General features: G+C 55.7%; 9 protein-coding genes and 1 pseudogene. 6 read left to right on the plus strand and 4 right to left on the minus strand.

The window, feature by feature from the left end; translation table 11 throughout:
* Positions 1 to 262: 262 nt before the first annotated feature.
* Together rpoC and rpoB are read right to left on the minus strand one after the other, a co-directional pair.
* Positions 263 to 4,433 (minus strand): annotated as a pseudogene (gene rpoC, locus ACZ1GM_RS14230) (DNA-directed RNA polymerase subunit beta'); the annotation flags it as partial.
* 86 nt (positions 4,434 to 4,519) lie between these two features.
* The gene (rpoB, locus tag ACZ1GM_RS14235) at positions 4,520 to 8,716 is read right to left on the minus strand and encodes a DNA-directed RNA polymerase subunit beta (RefSeq protein ID WP_472677029.1); all 4,197 of its coding nucleotides are present in this window, start codon (positions 8,714 to 8,716) and stop codon (positions 4,520 to 4,522) included.
* Between the two features lie 440 nt (positions 8,717 to 9,156).
* On the opposite strand from rpoB, the gene ACZ1GM_RS14240 reads away from it, so the two are divergent.
* The 5 genes from ACZ1GM_RS14240 (at position 9,157) to rplL (ending at position 11,371) form a co-directional block, all read left to right on the plus strand.
* Entirely contained in the window at positions 9,157 to 9,300 is a 144-nt protein-coding gene (locus ACZ1GM_RS14240; protein ID WP_472677030.1) for a hypothetical protein, read from the plus strand.
* Positions 9,301 to 9,328: 28 nt separating this feature from the next.
* The gene (locus ACZ1GM_RS14245) at positions 9,329 to 9,865 is read left to right on the plus strand and encodes a DUF2975 domain-containing protein (RefSeq protein ID WP_472677031.1); all 537 of its coding nucleotides are present in this window, start codon (positions 9,329 to 9,331) and stop codon (positions 9,863 to 9,865) included.
* A complete protein-coding gene (locus ACZ1GM_RS14250) occupies positions 9,865 to 10,107 on the plus strand; it encodes a helix-turn-helix domain-containing protein (RefSeq protein WP_472677032.1) in 243 nt (80 codons plus the stop codon). Before ACZ1GM_RS14245 ends, ACZ1GM_RS14250 begins: the two co-directional genes overlap by 1 nt.
* 289 nt (positions 10,108 to 10,396) lie before the next feature.
* On the plus strand, positions 10,397 to 10,912 hold the full coding sequence (rplJ, locus tag ACZ1GM_RS14255) for a 50S ribosomal protein L10 (protein WP_472677033.1): 516 nt from the start codon (positions 10,397 to 10,399) through the stop codon (positions 10,910 to 10,912).
* A gap of 78 nt (positions 10,913 to 10,990) precedes the next feature.
* Entirely contained in the window at positions 10,991 to 11,371 is a 381-nt protein-coding gene (gene rplL, locus ACZ1GM_RS14260; RefSeq protein WP_472677034.1) for a 50S ribosomal protein L7/L12, read from the plus strand.
* 189 nt (positions 11,372 to 11,560) lie between these two features.
* Here the strand turns inward: rplL and ACZ1GM_RS14265 are convergent, their stop codons facing one another.
* Both ACZ1GM_RS14265 and ACZ1GM_RS14270 read right to left on the minus strand, forming a co-directional pair.
* Positions 11,561 to 12,211, minus strand: coding sequence for a DUF6683 family protein (locus ACZ1GM_RS14265; protein WP_472678587.1), 651 nt, complete (start codon positions 12,209 to 12,211; stop codon positions 11,561 to 11,563).
* Between the two features lie 438 nt (positions 12,212 to 12,649).
* Positions 12,650 to 13,261 carry a hypothetical protein gene (locus ACZ1GM_RS14270; RefSeq protein WP_472677035.1) on the minus strand — a complete coding sequence of 204 codons (612 nt, stop codon included), beginning with the start codon at positions 13,259 to 13,261 and terminating at the stop codon, positions 12,650 to 12,652.
* A gap of 209 nt (positions 13,262 to 13,470) precedes the next feature.
* On the opposite strand from ACZ1GM_RS14270, the gene ACZ1GM_RS14275 reads away from it, so the two are divergent.
* A complete protein-coding gene (locus ACZ1GM_RS14275; RefSeq protein WP_472677036.1) occupies positions 13,471 to 15,150 on the plus strand; it encodes a pentapeptide repeat-containing protein in 1,680 nt (559 codons plus the stop codon).
* The last annotated feature ends 21 nt before the right edge of the window (positions 15,151 to 15,171 follow it).

A 15,171-nucleotide genomic window follows, 5' to 3' on the forward strand; every position in this document is an offset into this window, starting at 1 on the left:
TGCCGTGCTGGCACACAAAACCCCGCCGAAGCATAAGCTCCGACGGGGTTTTTCTCACAATGCAATAATACACCGTGGTGTAGTTTACTCAGCCTATTCAGCGTCCGGAGCAGGCGTCTCCGTTTCAGGAGCAGCTTCCGGCTCAGCAGGTGGGGAGAACCAGCTGCCATGGCAGCAGCCATAGCATCGGCATTCATCACCTCAGCCTCAGGCTCCGGCTCGCTTTCACCCGACGCAGCAAGAGCTTCCTGCTGTTTCTTCCACTGAGCGCGCAAGGCAGCATCGCGGCTGGAGGCCGTTACACGCATACGGTTCATGCCAGCACCCGTACCAGCAGGGATCAGACGGCCCACGATCACGTTCTCCTTGAGACCGATCAGCGTGTCCTTCTTGCCCTCTACCGATGCTTGCGTGAGAACCCGGGTCGTTTCCTGGAACGACGCAGCTGAGATAAAGCTGCGCGTTTGCAGCGATGCCTTGGTAATGCCGAGCAGGATTGGCTGGCCTTCAGCCTTCTTCTTGTTCTTGCCAAGCTTGGCATTGGCTGCATCCATTTCGGCACGGTCCACCTGCTCACCAGGCAGAAGAACGGTGTCGCCGCCTTCTGTAATCTCGACCTTTTGCAGCATCTGACGAACAATCGTCTCGATGTGCTTGTCGTTGATCTTCACGCCCTGCAAACGGTAAACTTCCTGGATCTCATTAACGAGATATTCGGCGAGTGCCTCAACGCCCATGACCTCCAGGATGTCATGCGGGTTTGGCGAACCTGAGATGAGCGTATCGCCCTTCTTCACGTGGTCGCCTTCCTGCACGTCGATCACCTTGGTCTTGGGAATCAGATACTCGACCGCATCACCTTCCTCAGGAACAATCGCGATTTTGCGCTTTGCCTTGTACTCGCGGACAAACTCAATTTTGCCCGAGATTTTAGCGATGATTGCGTGGTCCTTTGGCAGGCGCGCTTCAAACAGCTCCGCAACCCGTGGCAGACCACCGGTAATGTCACGAGTTTTCGCCGCTTCACGCGATGCGCGCGCAAGAATATCACCCGCCTCGACTTCTTGACCATCATCAACTGACAGAGTTGTGCCCGGTGCCAGCATATAGCGCTGTGCCTCGATTTCACCCCCATCCGATTTGGCATCTTCAAGGGACTGCCCCTCACCCAGCAGAGTCATGCGCGGTCGCAAATCTTCTTTCTTTTTGCGACCGGTTGCCCGGTTCTCAGTCACAACACGCTGAGCAATGCCGGTGGCATCATCAACGCGCTCTTCCATAGTGGTGCCATCGACGAGATCTTGATAGCGGACAATGCCCGACTGCTCAGTAATGATGGGCAGAGTGAACGGATCCCATTCAGCGAGACGATCACCCTCTTTAACTTTGCCGCCATCCTTGTGCATCAGCACCGTACCGTAAGGCACTTTATGGATCTCACGCTCACGACCCTCAGCATCGATCACGGCGAGTTCGCCGTTACGCGCCATGGAGAGAATGCGGCCCTTTTTGTCCTTAATCGTCGGCATGTCGCGATAGACAACCTTACCGTCCGAAATCGCCTCTAGGTGGCTGGTTTCGTTCAGCTGCGCAGCACCACCAATGTGGAACGTACGCATGGTCAGCTGGGTACCAGGCTCACCGATCGACTGTGCAGCGATAACGCCCACAGCTTCGCCGATATTGACCGGCGTACCACGAGCAAGGTCACGGCCATAGCATGTCGCACAAACGCCCTGTTCTGCTTCACATACCAGTGGCGAACGGATCTTGGCAGACTGCACCTCAGCCGCCTCAATCTCTTTCACCATGGCTTCGTCAACAAGAGTGCCGGCCTTGACGATCACTTCGTCTGTGGCTGCGTTCATGATGTCTTCTGCGACGGTCCGGTCGAGAATACGTTCGCCAAGCGATGCGATGACCGAACCACCCTGAACGATGGCGCGCATTTCCAGCGCGTTGTCAGTCTTACAGTCTTCCTCAACAATCACACAGTCTTGCGATACGTCAACAAGACGGCGCGTTAGATACCCTGAGTTCGCTGTCTTGAGCGCGGTATCGGCAAGACCTTTACGCGCACCGTGGGTTGAGTTGAAGTATTCAAGGACGGTCAGACCTTCCTTAAAGTTCGAGATGATCGGCGTTTCGATGATCTCACCCGATGGCTTGGCCATAAGGCCGCGCATACCAGCAAGCTGCTTCATCTGCGCTGGCGAACCACGCGCACCAGAGTGGCTCATCATATAGATCGAGTTGATTTCCGCTTCGCGGCCATCCTTGTCGATCGGCTGTGCCTTAATCTCGTCCATCATGGCGTCCGCCACCTGGTCACCGCAACGGCTCCAGGCGTCGATCACCTTGTTGTACTTCTCTTGCTGCGTGATCAGACCATCTTGATATTGCTGCTCGTAGTCAGCAACCAGCGCCTTGGTCTCTTCGATCATGCCATCCTTGGAATCCGGGATGATCATGTCGTCCTTACCAAAGGAGATACCGGCTTTAAATGCGTGGCGGAAGCCCAGTACCATGATTGCGTCAGCAAACAGCACCGTGTCTTTCTGACCAGTGTGACGATAGACCTCGTCAATCACATCGCCAATATCCTTCTTGGTCAGAAGGCGGTTGATGATGTCGAAAGGAACCTTGTGGTTCTTGGGTAGACATTCGCCAATCAGCATGCGTCCGGGAGTGGTCACAAACCGCTTCATGGCGATCTTGCCATTCTCATCGGCCTGCGGAACGCGGGCGAGTATTCTGGTGTGCAACGTGACCGATTTGGTCTCCAGCGCCTGGTGTACTTCGGCCATATCTGCAAACAGCGGAAGTTTTTCGACCTTGTTACCGTCAGAATCTTCGGTGAACTCGGGCTTCTTCTCCTGTCGTTCCATCGAAAGGTAATAGAGACCCAAAACCATATCCTGCGAAGGCACGATGATCGGCTTACCATTGGCAGGCGAGAGAATGTTGTTCGTGCTCATCATCAGCACGCGCGCTTCCAACTGTGCCTCAAGGCTCAGCGGAACGTGCACTGCCATTTGGTCGCCGTCAAAGTCGGCGTTAAACGCCGCACAGACCAGCGGATGCAGTTGAATCGCTTTACCTTCGATCAGCACGGGCTCAAACGCCTGAATGCCAAGACGGTGAAGCGTTGGCGCACGGTTCAGCAGAACCGGATGCTCGCGGATCACTTCGTCCAAAATGTCCCAAACTTCCTTGCGCTCTTTCTCGACCCATTTCTTGGCCTGCTTGAGGGTCATCGACAGACCCTTCGCATCGAGGCGGGCGTAAATGAACGGCTTGAACAGCTCGAGCGCCATCTTCTTGGGCAAACCGCACTGGTGCAGTTTCAGCTCAGGACCGGTCACAATGACCGAACGACCGGAGTAATCAACGCGCTTGCCGAGAAGGTTCTGACGGAAACGGCCCTGCTTACCCTTGAGCATGTCGGACAGTGATTTGAGCGGACGCTTGTTAGCACCCGTAATCACACGGCCACGGCGGCCATTGTCGAACAGCGCGTCGACTGACTCTTGCAGCATGCGCTTCTCGTTACGCACGATGATGTCCGGCGCGCGCAGCTCAATCAAACGCTTCAGGCGGTTGTTACGGTTGATCACCCGGCGATACAAATCGTTGAGATCGGACGTCGCGAAGCGGCCACCATCCAGCGGGACCAGCGGGCGCAGCTCAGGTGGAATGACCGGCACAACTTCAAGGATCATCCACTCTGGACGGTTGCCGGATTCGATGAAGCTCTCAACCACTTTGAGGCGTTTGATAATCTTCTTAGGCTTGAGCGCTGACTTGGTCGTCGCCAGCTCTTCCAGCAGATCTTCACGTTCCTGCTCAAGGTCAAGATCCATCAGCATGATCTTGACCGCTTCAGCGCCAATGCCGGCGCTGAATGCGTCTTCGCCATACTCATCCTGCGCTTCGAGCAGTTCGTCTTCGGTCAGAAGCTGGAACTTCTCCATTGGCGTAAGGCCAGGCTCAGTGACGATGTAGCTTTCGAAATAAAGCACACGCTCAAGCTGTTTCAGCTGCATGTCGAGCAGCAGGCCGATGCGCGATGGGAGCGACTTCAGGAACCAGATATGCGCGACCGGCGCGGCCAGTTCGATGTGGCCCATCCGCTCGCGGCGAACCTTGGTTACTGTGACTTCTACGCCGCATTTCTCGCAAACGACGCCTTTATATTTCATGCGCTTATATTTGCCGCACAGGCATTCGTAATCTTTGACCGGGCCAAAGATACGCGCACAGAACAGGCCGTCACGCTCAGGCTTGAACGTACGATAATTGATCGTTTCCGGTTTCTTGATTTCGCCAAATGACCACGAACGGATGCGCTCTGGCGAGGCAATACCGATCTGGATTTCGTCAAACGTCTCTGGCTTGGCCAGCTGGTTGGTGAATTTTGTCAGTTCGTTCATGACTTAGTTCCCATTGTCCCGCTTGGGGCGGGTGAAATTCCTTGGACGGGTGAGGTAGGGTTCTGCCGCTGCCTTACCCCAACCCTTTATTCCGCCGCGATCTGCATACCGTCATCGTCTTCCTCGCCATCGGATAGCGAGGTGAGTTCGACATTCAGGCCCAGGCTGCGCATTTCCTTCACGAGCACGTTGAAGCTCTCTGGAATGCCTGCCTCGAAAGTGTCGTCGCCTTTGACGATCGCTTCGTAGACCTTGGTCCGGTCGATCACATCGTCCGACTTGACGGTGAGGATTTCCTGCAGCGTGTACGCCGCACCGTAGGCCTGAAGTGCCCAGACCTCCATCTCACCGAAGCGCTGACCACCGAACTGGGCCTTACCACCGAGCGGCTGCTGCGTGACGAGCGAGTATGGGCCAATCGAACGGGCGTGAATCTTGTCGTCGACCAAGTGGTGAAGTTTGAGCATGTAGATAATGCCCACTGTCACACGGCGATCGAAGGCTTCACCAGTACGGCCATCATAAAGGACCGACTGACCCGATGAATGCAGGCCGGCTTTCTCAAGCTCGACTGTCACATCGCCTTCACGCGCACCGTCAAAGACTGGCGTGCCCATCGGAACACCTGCACGCAGGTTTCCGGCAAGCTCGACGACTTCCTCGGTCGAGCGGTCGTTCAGCGCGCCGTGATACTGCTCGCCATAGACTTCCTTCAAGCGGTCAACGACGGCAGCTGGCGGTTTCGCCTTGGCGTAGTCTTCCGCAGCATCAGGGTTGGCCCGCTTCCACTCATCAAGAGCGTCGGAAATCTGGTGACCCAGATTACGCGCCGCCATGCCGAGGTGTGTTTCGAAGATCTGCCCCACGTTCATACGCGACGGTACACCGAGCGGGTTCAGCACGATATCTACTGGCGTACCATCCTCTAGGAATGGCATGTCTTCAATAGGCAAAATGCGGCTGATCACACCCTTGTTACCGTGGCGACCAGCCATCTTGTCACCCGGCTGCAGCTTGCGCTTCACAGCAACAAAGACCTTGACCATTTTGAGAACGCCCGGTGCGAGTTCATCGCCACGCTCCAGCTTCTCCTTGCGATCCTCGAACTTGTCGTCGATGCCTTTCACGGCCTCGTCATACTGGCTCTTCACCGCTTCGATCTGCGCCTGACGCTTGTCATCAGCAACCGCGAATTTGAACCATTCATGCTTCTCGATATCGTGAAGCACTTGCTCGCTGATCTCGATGCCTTTCTTTACGCCTTTCGGCGCTGCAGAGGCAGTTTGACCAAGCAGCATGTCGCGCAGACGGTTGTAAGTCGCACGGTTCAAGATTGCCCGTTCGTCCTGGCTGTCCTTGCGCAGACGCTCGATCTCTTCGTTCTGGATAGCCCGCGTACGGTCATCGATTTCAATACCGTGGCGGTTGAACACGCGAACCTCAACGACCGTGCCGGCAACTCCGGGCGGCAGGCGCAGTGAGGTGTCGCGCACATCGCTGGCCTTCTCGCCAAAGATCGCACGGAGCAGTTTCTCCTCCGGCGTCATCGGGCTTTCACCCTTAGGCGTGATTTTGCCGCACAGGATGTCACCCGGATGCACTTCTGCACCGATATAGACAATGCCCGCCTCGTCGAGGTTGCGCAGCGCTTCCTCGCCGACATTCGGGATGTCGCGAGTGATGTCTTCCGGCCCCAGCTTGGTATCGCGAGCCATGACTTCAAATTCCTCGATATGGATCGAGGTGAAGACGTCATCCTTCACGATGCGTTCGCTGATGAGGATGGAATCCTCATAATTGTAGCCATTCCAGGGCATGAAGGCGACAAGGCTATTCTTGCCCAGTGCCAGTTCGCCAAGATCGGTCGATGGACCGTCAGCGATGACATCGCCTGGCTCTACAACTTCACCCACCTTCACCAGCGGGCGCTGGTTGATACATGTGTTCTGGTTCGAACGCTGGAACTTTTGCAGCGAGTAAATGTCCACGCCCGACTGACCCGGCTCAACATCACCCTGCGCACGGATCACGATACGCGTTGCGTCGACCTGGTCGACAATACCGCCGCGTGTCGCAGTGATCGCAGCGCCCGAATCGCGCGCCACGGTCTCTTCCATACCCGTACCGACCCAAGGTGCTTCGGCCTTTACCAATGGCACCGCCTGACGTTGCATGTTTGAGCCCATAAGAGCGCGGTTGGCGTCATCGTTTTCCAGGAATGGGATCAGCGAAGCCGCAACCGAAACGAGCTGTTTCGGAGACACGTCCATCAACGTGATCTGATCACGCGGCGCCATGAAATAATCGCCGTTCTGACGCGCAGAAACGAACTCTTCGACAAAGTGGCCCTTGTCATCAAGCTCAGCCGAGGCTTGCGCCACGGTATGCTTCTGCTCTTCCATCGCCGACAGATACGTCACCTCACTGGTGACGGCACCGTCTTTGATCTGACGATAAGGCGTTTCGATAAAGCCGTATTTGTTGACCCGGCTGAACGATGCCAGCGAGTTGATCAGGCCGATGTTCGGGCCTTCCGGTGTTTCAATCGGGCAGATACGGCCATAGTGCGTCGGATGAACATCGCGGACTTCGAAGCCAGCACGCTCACGCGTCAGACCGCCAGGGCCAAGCGCCGAGACGCGGCGCTTATGCGTCACTTCAGAGAGCGGGTTGGTCTGGTCCATAAATTGCGACAGCTGCGAAGAACCGAAGAATTCACGAACCGCCGCCACTGCTGGTTTGGCGTTGATCAAGTCGTTCGGCATGACCGTCGATACATCGACGCTGCTCATCCGCTCCTTGACCGCGCGCTCCATGCGCAGCAGGCCAACGCGATACTGGTTTTCAAGCAACTCACCGACTGAACGCACGCGGCGGTTGCCGAGGTTGTCGATGTCATCGACATCGCCCTTGCCGTCTTTCAGATCGACCAGCTCCTTAACCACGGCAAGGATGTCTTCCTTACGCAGCGTGGTCACGGTATCTTCTGCATCGAGTTCAAGGCGCATGTTGAGCTTCACGCGGCCAACGGCGGAGAGGTCGTAGCGCTCACCATCGAAGAACAAACCTTCGAACAGCGCCTCTGCGGTTTCCTTGGTTGGCGGCTCACCCGGACGCATGACCTTATAGATCGCCTCCAGACCCTCATCACGGTTTTCGGCCTTATCGACTTTCAGCGTGTTGCGCATCCACGGGCCAGTGTTGATGTCGTCAATGTCGAGCAGTTCGATACGATCGACACCAGCAGCATCGAGCACTTCGAGGTTCTCCGCACCAACTTCATCACCAGCTTCGATGTAAATACGTCCAGTCTTCTCATCGATGAGATCGCGCGCAGCGAAACGACCAAAGGCCTCATCAGCTGGCAGCAACAGATCTTTGAGGCCATCTTTGGCAGCCTTACTGGCGGCACGTGGGCTGATCTTCTGGTTCGCCGGGAAGACTTCCTCGCCAGTCTTGGCATCAACCAAAGCAAAGGCTGGTTTCTGCCCGCGCCACGCCTCCGGATCGAACGGGATTTGCCAGCCATCACCCTTCTTGCCTGACACACGCTCCCACTCGACCGTGTTATAGAAATGCTGGAGAATTTCCTCGCTATCGAGACCCAGCGCATAGAGCAGTGCCGTAACCGGCAGCTTACGCTTGCGGTCAATACGGACATTGACGATGTCCTTGGCGTCAAATTCAAAGTCGAGCCAGCTACCGCGGTACGGAATGATGCGCGCAGCGAAAAGCAGCTTACCAGAGCTGTGCGTTTTGCCGCGATCGTGATCGAACAGCACGCCAGGCGAACGGTGCATCTGCGAAACGATCACGCGCTCTGTGCCGTTAATGATGAAAGTGCCGTTCTCTGTCATGAGCGGCATGTCGCCCATATAGACGTCCTGCTCCTTAATATCGAGAACAGAGCGCGTCTCGGTTTCCTGATCGACTTCAAACACGATCAGGCGCAACGTCACCTTCATCGGTGCAGCGTAAGTGATACCACGCTGCTTACACTCAGTTGTGTCGTGCTTGGGCGGCTCCAGCTCATAATGAACAAAGTCGAGCTCTGCAGTGCCAGCGAAATCGCGGATCGGGAAAACGCTGCGCAGCGTCTTTTCCAGACCAGATACGTAATCGATTTCCTTATTCGATCGCAGGAACTGCTCGTAACTCTCGCGCTGAACCTCGATCAGGTTTGGCATATCGACGACTTCGTGAATGTCGCCAAAAATCTTGCGGATGCGCCGCTTTGCGGTGCCTGATGAGGCGCTCTTAGGAGCTTTCGCCTTAGTAGCCATAGGTGTGAACCGTGCCTTCTTTATTTGGTTAGGCAGAGCGCCCAACACATCTAATATCTCATGCGCATGAGAAACCACATCGCAAAACGCAAAAACGCCGCAACACGGTTCGCGCCCAATCAGGCGGCCTGTTGCAGCTCATACAAAGCGTCGCGAATATGGTAATCGCACACTTCCAATCCTGGGACCGATCCTACGCGCATGAATCGGACTCGCTCGAAGTGTGCGGTTGCAGCGAGCATGTAGGAAGCACGCGCGCCGACGTCAACACCGAGTTGTAGGCAACACCGAGTTGTAGGCGCGTTCGGCAGCATGCGTATTCACCCCGCAAAACGATAAACTTGATATTGTTTTTCAATATTATTGATTGACAATAAATCGACTCGTATCCAGATAGGGGATTATTGAATATCAATAAGCACCATCAAGGAGATCGATATATGACAAACTTTGGCGCACACTCGCTCACTGCTTTCGCTGCAGTCCTACTGACCCTCTCGTCAATCGGCGCAATCGTCACCGTTCCGCAGACGCAAGCAAGTGCGAGCAGCCAAATTCACCCAGCCATGCCTGAGCTGGCCTGAGCCGCGAGACTTAAAAAGGACCAAGATCATGAAAACAATGTTCAACGATCCGCTGCTCAGCGTCAGCCGAGTGATCATCTACATCACCATGGCGATGATTGGCGTTGGCGGCCTTGCGGTGCTCGCCGGCCTTATATTGGTGCTGGTTAGTCCAGCGAACATTTTTGAGGAACTTAATAACAAGGTTCCGATCCAGCCCGGAATGACCGAAGCTTGGCTTTTCGCTGGCTCATTCGCACTGGTTCTAGTCCTCTTGGTGCTGCTTTTCTTCTTCTTTCGTCACATGCTGCGCATTGTGAATAGTGTAGGTGACGGCGATCCATTCGCACCGATCAACGCTGCCCGTTTGCAGGCGATGGCGTGGCTTATGCTTGGCGTCCAGGTCGTGGCAGTCCCAACAGCTGGACTGCTCGTGGCCCTGACCAACAGCCTCGGCGAAGATCCCGGCACAGTTGATGCAGGTTTTGATCCGTTCGGCATCGTGCTCGTGATAACATTGTTCATTCTCGCCCGCGTGTTCAAACAAGGCGCCGCGATGCGCGAAGATCTCGAAGGGACCGTCTGATGCCAGCCGAAGAAGGAACCCAGATTATGGTCAAGTTAGATGACCTACTGCACGATCGGCGTATGACGCTGACCGAACTGGCTGAGCGGGTTGGCCTGACCCTCGCGAACCTCTCAATCCTGAAGACAGGCAAAGCCAAGGCAATCCGGTTCTCTACGTTAGAGGCGATCTGCCGGGAGCTGGATTGCCAGCCGGGGGATTTGCTTACCTATGGCGAGCAGGCACCAACGTTATCTGAATAACTTGACTTTCGGGGCGCGTACTATAGTGGCGCGTCCCGATCACCCCAACCTTTGGAGTGATCATCCGTCCGAGACAGTTGGTGGGAGCATTCGCTCTCTTAATTTCCAGCCGAGATGGGAAAAGAGAATTTCCGCGGCACCCCTAGCGGTGTCTGCATCGCCTGGCTTAGCCAAGCACTCCTTCCCTTCGACAAACGGACTCGTCCTGTGCTGTTCGCAGCGCAGGCAAACTTGAGCCGATCGCGTGCGGGACACGTCTCACGCGCGATCATATTTGAAGGAGTAAGGCATGGATCGTTCGCAAAAAGCCGAATCAGTTGCTCAGCTCAACGCAGTCTTTAACGAGAGCGGCGTCGTGGTCGTCACGCGCAATCTCGGCCTGTCAGTGGCGCAGTCCACTGAATTGCGCACAAAGATGCGGGAAGTTGGTGCAACTTATAAGGTTGCAAAGAACCGTCTCGCCAAGCGTGCTCTCGAAAACACCGACTACACCGGAATTGAGGAATTCCTGACAGGGCCAACCGCCCTGGCATTTTCCGAAGATCCGGTTGCGGCTGCCAAAGCCGTGGTGGATTTCGCCAAAGCCAATGACAAACTTGAAATTGTCGGCGGCTCTATGGGCTCGCAAGTGCTCGACGAAGCTGGAGTCAAGGCGCTTGCCTCGATGCCAAGCCTCGATGAGCTGCGCGCGAAGCTCGTTGGTCTCGTCAACGCCCCGGCAACGAAAATTGCCCAGGTCGTCAACGCGCCAGCGAACAAGCTTGCTCGTGTCTTCGGTGCCCAAGGCGCCAAAGAGGCAGCGTAAGCGGTTTTTCCATTACGAAACATATGCATTGGGGTGACCAGACAATTTCACGGCACCCCTTATTTGGAGTGATACATCATGGCTGATATTGCCAAGCTTGTTGAAGAACTATCAAAACTGACCGTCCTGGAAGCTGCTGAGCTTGCTACGGCACTCGAAGAAGAGTGGGGCGTTTCTGCCGCTGCTGCTGTTGCAGTTGCTGGCCCTGCAGCTGGTGGCGGTGACGCCGGCGGCGCAGCTGAAGAAAAAGACGAGTTCGACGTTGTCCTTACCGGCGACGGCGGCAAGAAGATTCAGGTCATCAAAGAAGTCCGCGCCATCACTGGCCTGGGTCTCGGCGATGCCAAGGCTCTCGTCGAAGGCGCACCTAAGCCACTTAAGGAAGGCGTTGCCAAGGACGAAGCAGAAGAAATCAAGAGCAAGATCGAAGCTGCTGGCGGCACGGTCGAACTCAAGTGATGTGAGACTGGGTACGGGCTTAGCTCGTGCCCAAGTCGCAGCGTCATCCTGAACTTGATTCAGGATCTCGCTCGATCTGGTCAAACCGATCAGAAACATAAAGAGGGCGGTGCCAGCGATGGCGCCGCCTTTTTTGTATCGAATTGCCTAAACCTTAGCGCGACCACCTATGGCCTGCAGATATGTGATCTAACCCTTGCTACCGATCATTTTTCCCGCCGCAAATGCAAGGCCCAGCCCCGCCAACGCCGCAGCACCATAGCCGAGATATGTGGGCGTCTCGCTTTGGGTATCTTCATCTTGCTCTTCGGTAGCCATCGTAAGCTTTGGATCAGCCTCAACTGAAGCCTCCCCGCTAGTTGCCTCGCTTGCATCAGCGCCGCCGCGCGGCACAAACCCATTCTTGGTGAGCGTCATAAGCGACAGATCGATTCCGCTCGCCTTCGCCCCTTTGCGCGCCGCATCGGAAAGATCTTTTAGCAGATCAGGCTTGCCCTGATATTGCTCAAACGCAGAGGCAAGCATTGTGCCTTGAAGCAGCAAGGCCTCGGCATATTCCTGTCGCTGCTCATCATTGGTGGTCGCGAAGTCAGGCGTCGCCGCGATCGCATTGCGCACCTGCTCTTTCACCATCGCGATTGTGCCGCGATCTGGATCTTCGTTGCGCTGATTGGCGACCAACCACGAATTGATCCACCAGAAAGCATATGCATCGGCCACATCGTGCGAGTCCAATCCGAGCGGTCGAATTGCCTGCCCGACCTCGTTGATAAGATCGGGCTGCGCCGAAATGATCTTCTGCAGTTCAGCTTTGGCCTCAGGATTCGGCGAACGCTCGATGAAATTTTTGAGGTTCTCCCGCGTGCGCGGCGCAGAATAATCATAAGAAAAGTCAAAGTTACGGTACCGTCGGGCACGCTGCTTGCCCCGGGGGCACTAAGCGCCGAGACATCAAATACCTGTTGATTTACCGCCCGCGCGGCCTCTGTTTGGGTGACGTGATCAATCGACAGTGATCCAGTCAGCATCCCCATATCAAATGCGCCCTGTGCCTTTACGGGCGCGCTAGCGAGAATTGCGGCTGAGGTCATCGCAGTAAGAGCATAAGTCAAACGAGTGAATTTCATGGCTTTGCACTCCGTATTTATGGTCGCTGCTTTGACTGATCCGAACGAGTCGATCTCAAAAGCGACCACATAACACTAATTCAGCAGCCCAGAATCAAACAGGAGGCAGCGATAAACTGCCTCCTGTCCGAGTTGAGTTGCCAGTAATCTCTTACTGTTTGCGGGCCATCGCTGAGAGGCCTTCGCCAAGCGCCTTAATAGCGGTGTTGGTCGCATTCATCATGATGCTGAATTCTTGAGATGCAGCACCGAATTTCGCGGTCTTGTCGGGAGTTTTGTCCGTGATCTGGCCAGCCAGATCCTGTACTTGTTCCGCCTTGGCATTGAGTTTCTCACCCATCACTGATGCGAGAGCCATCAACCAGCCGCCTGCTTCACGGCCACCGCCAGCTTTGGCTCGCTTCATATCCTCACCTTCGGCCATTTGAGATACCATACGATTAAGCATGTCAGTCACACGATCATTCATCTGCGCGGTCTGACGAGGGCCAAAATCGAACTGATCGGCTAGGCCACGAACAGCCTCGTTCACATTCTGTCTCGCAAGCCCAGGCATGCCCATGTTCTGAGCGAATGCTGCCTGTGCCATGTCGATCATCGGCTGCGGCAAACCAAGACGCTGGCCCAATTGCTGAATGACGTTCATGCCGATTTGTGCACCGATTGTGCGCATTGCGAGCGAAGCCCAACCAGCTGGCCCCATCGCGATCTGGAACAGACTTACTGGGTTCATGACTGAGCGAATGATTCCACCTAGAGGCATTTTTCAAACTCCTTTTTCATCGGAAGACGTGTCGGAATTGCGTTCGTCTTGAAGATTGTTTTGACGCTCTGGGCTGAGTCGGAGTATCCACGAAATGCATAGAGTGCCTCTGCAAATCGCATAGGGCGCGAAAGGCCAAAGACTGCCAGCAGGAGCTGCGACAGCGTGACAACGTGTTGCAAAACCTTAAGAAAGCACACCCAGATTAAGTGAGCCTCAAACAAATGCTGACCCTTCGGAAAACCAAAACGACCTTGCCGATCTGCATCGCTGGATTTCTGGGGCTGGCGGGAGCGGCAATGACCGGCAATTTCGATGCGACGATGGCTCAGGAGGCTGAGAGCGCATCTGCGCAGGGGGGCCTGCTAGGTGATGATTTTGCGCGCGATACCGGCGCAATAATTGTCACCGCCAAGCGCGGCGGCGGCAATCTGTTTGAAGATGTGCCAATTCCAGAGAACTCCTGTCTGGACAACGCGCCAGAGCTTGGCGGTGATGAGCCAGGTTTTGCGATTGAAGCCTCGGGCCTTCGCAGGGCTCGCGATCTGGAACGTATCCGCAAACGCACGCGAGCTGGCACGATTTTTATAAAGGGCGGCAGTTTTGTTGGTCAGAATTTCCGCAAGGCGCGCCTCTATGATGTCTGCTTCTTCGGCACTGACCTCAGCCAAACCGACTGGACCGGCTTTTCCGGTCGCGGCATCGGGTTTGTCAATGTCGACCTCACCGGAGCAAAAATGGCGCGTACGAAGCTGCCTTTTGTATTGCTTCGCGACACCAAGCTTACCTTCGTCGATGCGCGTGAGGCAGACTGGAGCCAGGGGCAGTTGGATGGCGGTTGGACAGGATCGGTGCGCGACCTCAATTTGGCAGGGGCTGACCTGACGGGATTTCGGATTGTTTGCGGAACGAGCGAGGCAGACGGCTGCCCAACCGATCGTGAAGGCATGAATCTCAGCAACACCAACTTACGGCGAGCAAGCTTTCACAATTTCTTCTGGCCGGAAATGGATTTGTCCGGCGCGCGGATCGACCAAACCGAATTGGCGCTCGATCACCTACGATCATTGGGTGGCGCAATGCTGGCTGGTCCCATCGTGTTGCGCAGTCCGCGCCGTGCAATCATGCTCTTCCCAGGTGAGGCCAAGGCTTTGGCAGAAGCAGCTCAGCCGGCGGCAGAAGCAGCAGATGCGTGCGCTCAGCCAGTGGCGCCAGCCGTCGCTCTCATCTGCGACGTTCCTGGCAGCGCCACGCGAACTTTGCTCCGTTCAATCGCAACGCTCGAGAATGCGCAGGGCGGATCGCAAAGGTTTGAAAGTCGCAAAATCGCGTGGAGTGCAAGCCGCGATGCCTGCATGCGTTTTACCGACGAGGAGCAACAGATCGCTTGTGTCCTGACCGCATACACTTCGCGAGAGAGAGAGTTGCGCGAGGCGGGTGGAAGCCCGAACTGGATTGACGACTCTGGCTATCGCTTATTTCTGTCAAGCGAAGCAGCCTACCCAACAACCGAAGGTCAGCCAGGCCTGTATGGTCGGGTTCTTCCCATACTCTTGGATTCAGCGGTTGCAGCAGTGATCGTCAGAACCGATGGAAACGGTTTTGCCTCGGCGCGCGGCGTTGCAATCGGCGGATGCGCGTTTGAGGCAAATAGCCTCGCTTACAGCGCGGAGAAAGGCACGCTCCATCATGCCATCAAGCGACGCGGGCGGCGTAGTCGCGCTCCTATAATGCAAGAGGCGTTACTCGAATTTTCTGGTCCAAGCGTACAAGTCGTGAGTGAGGGCCTGACGAAAGATGAAGCCTGTGCGTCAGGGAATGCCTATCCGCGATTGGAGGAAATCGAGCTCGATGATGCACTGCTCGCAACGATCTGGGATCGTTTCTAAGTATGACAATCTCCGCGCCTA

The organism is Qipengyuania sp. JB2-7 (genome assembly GCF_055693485.1).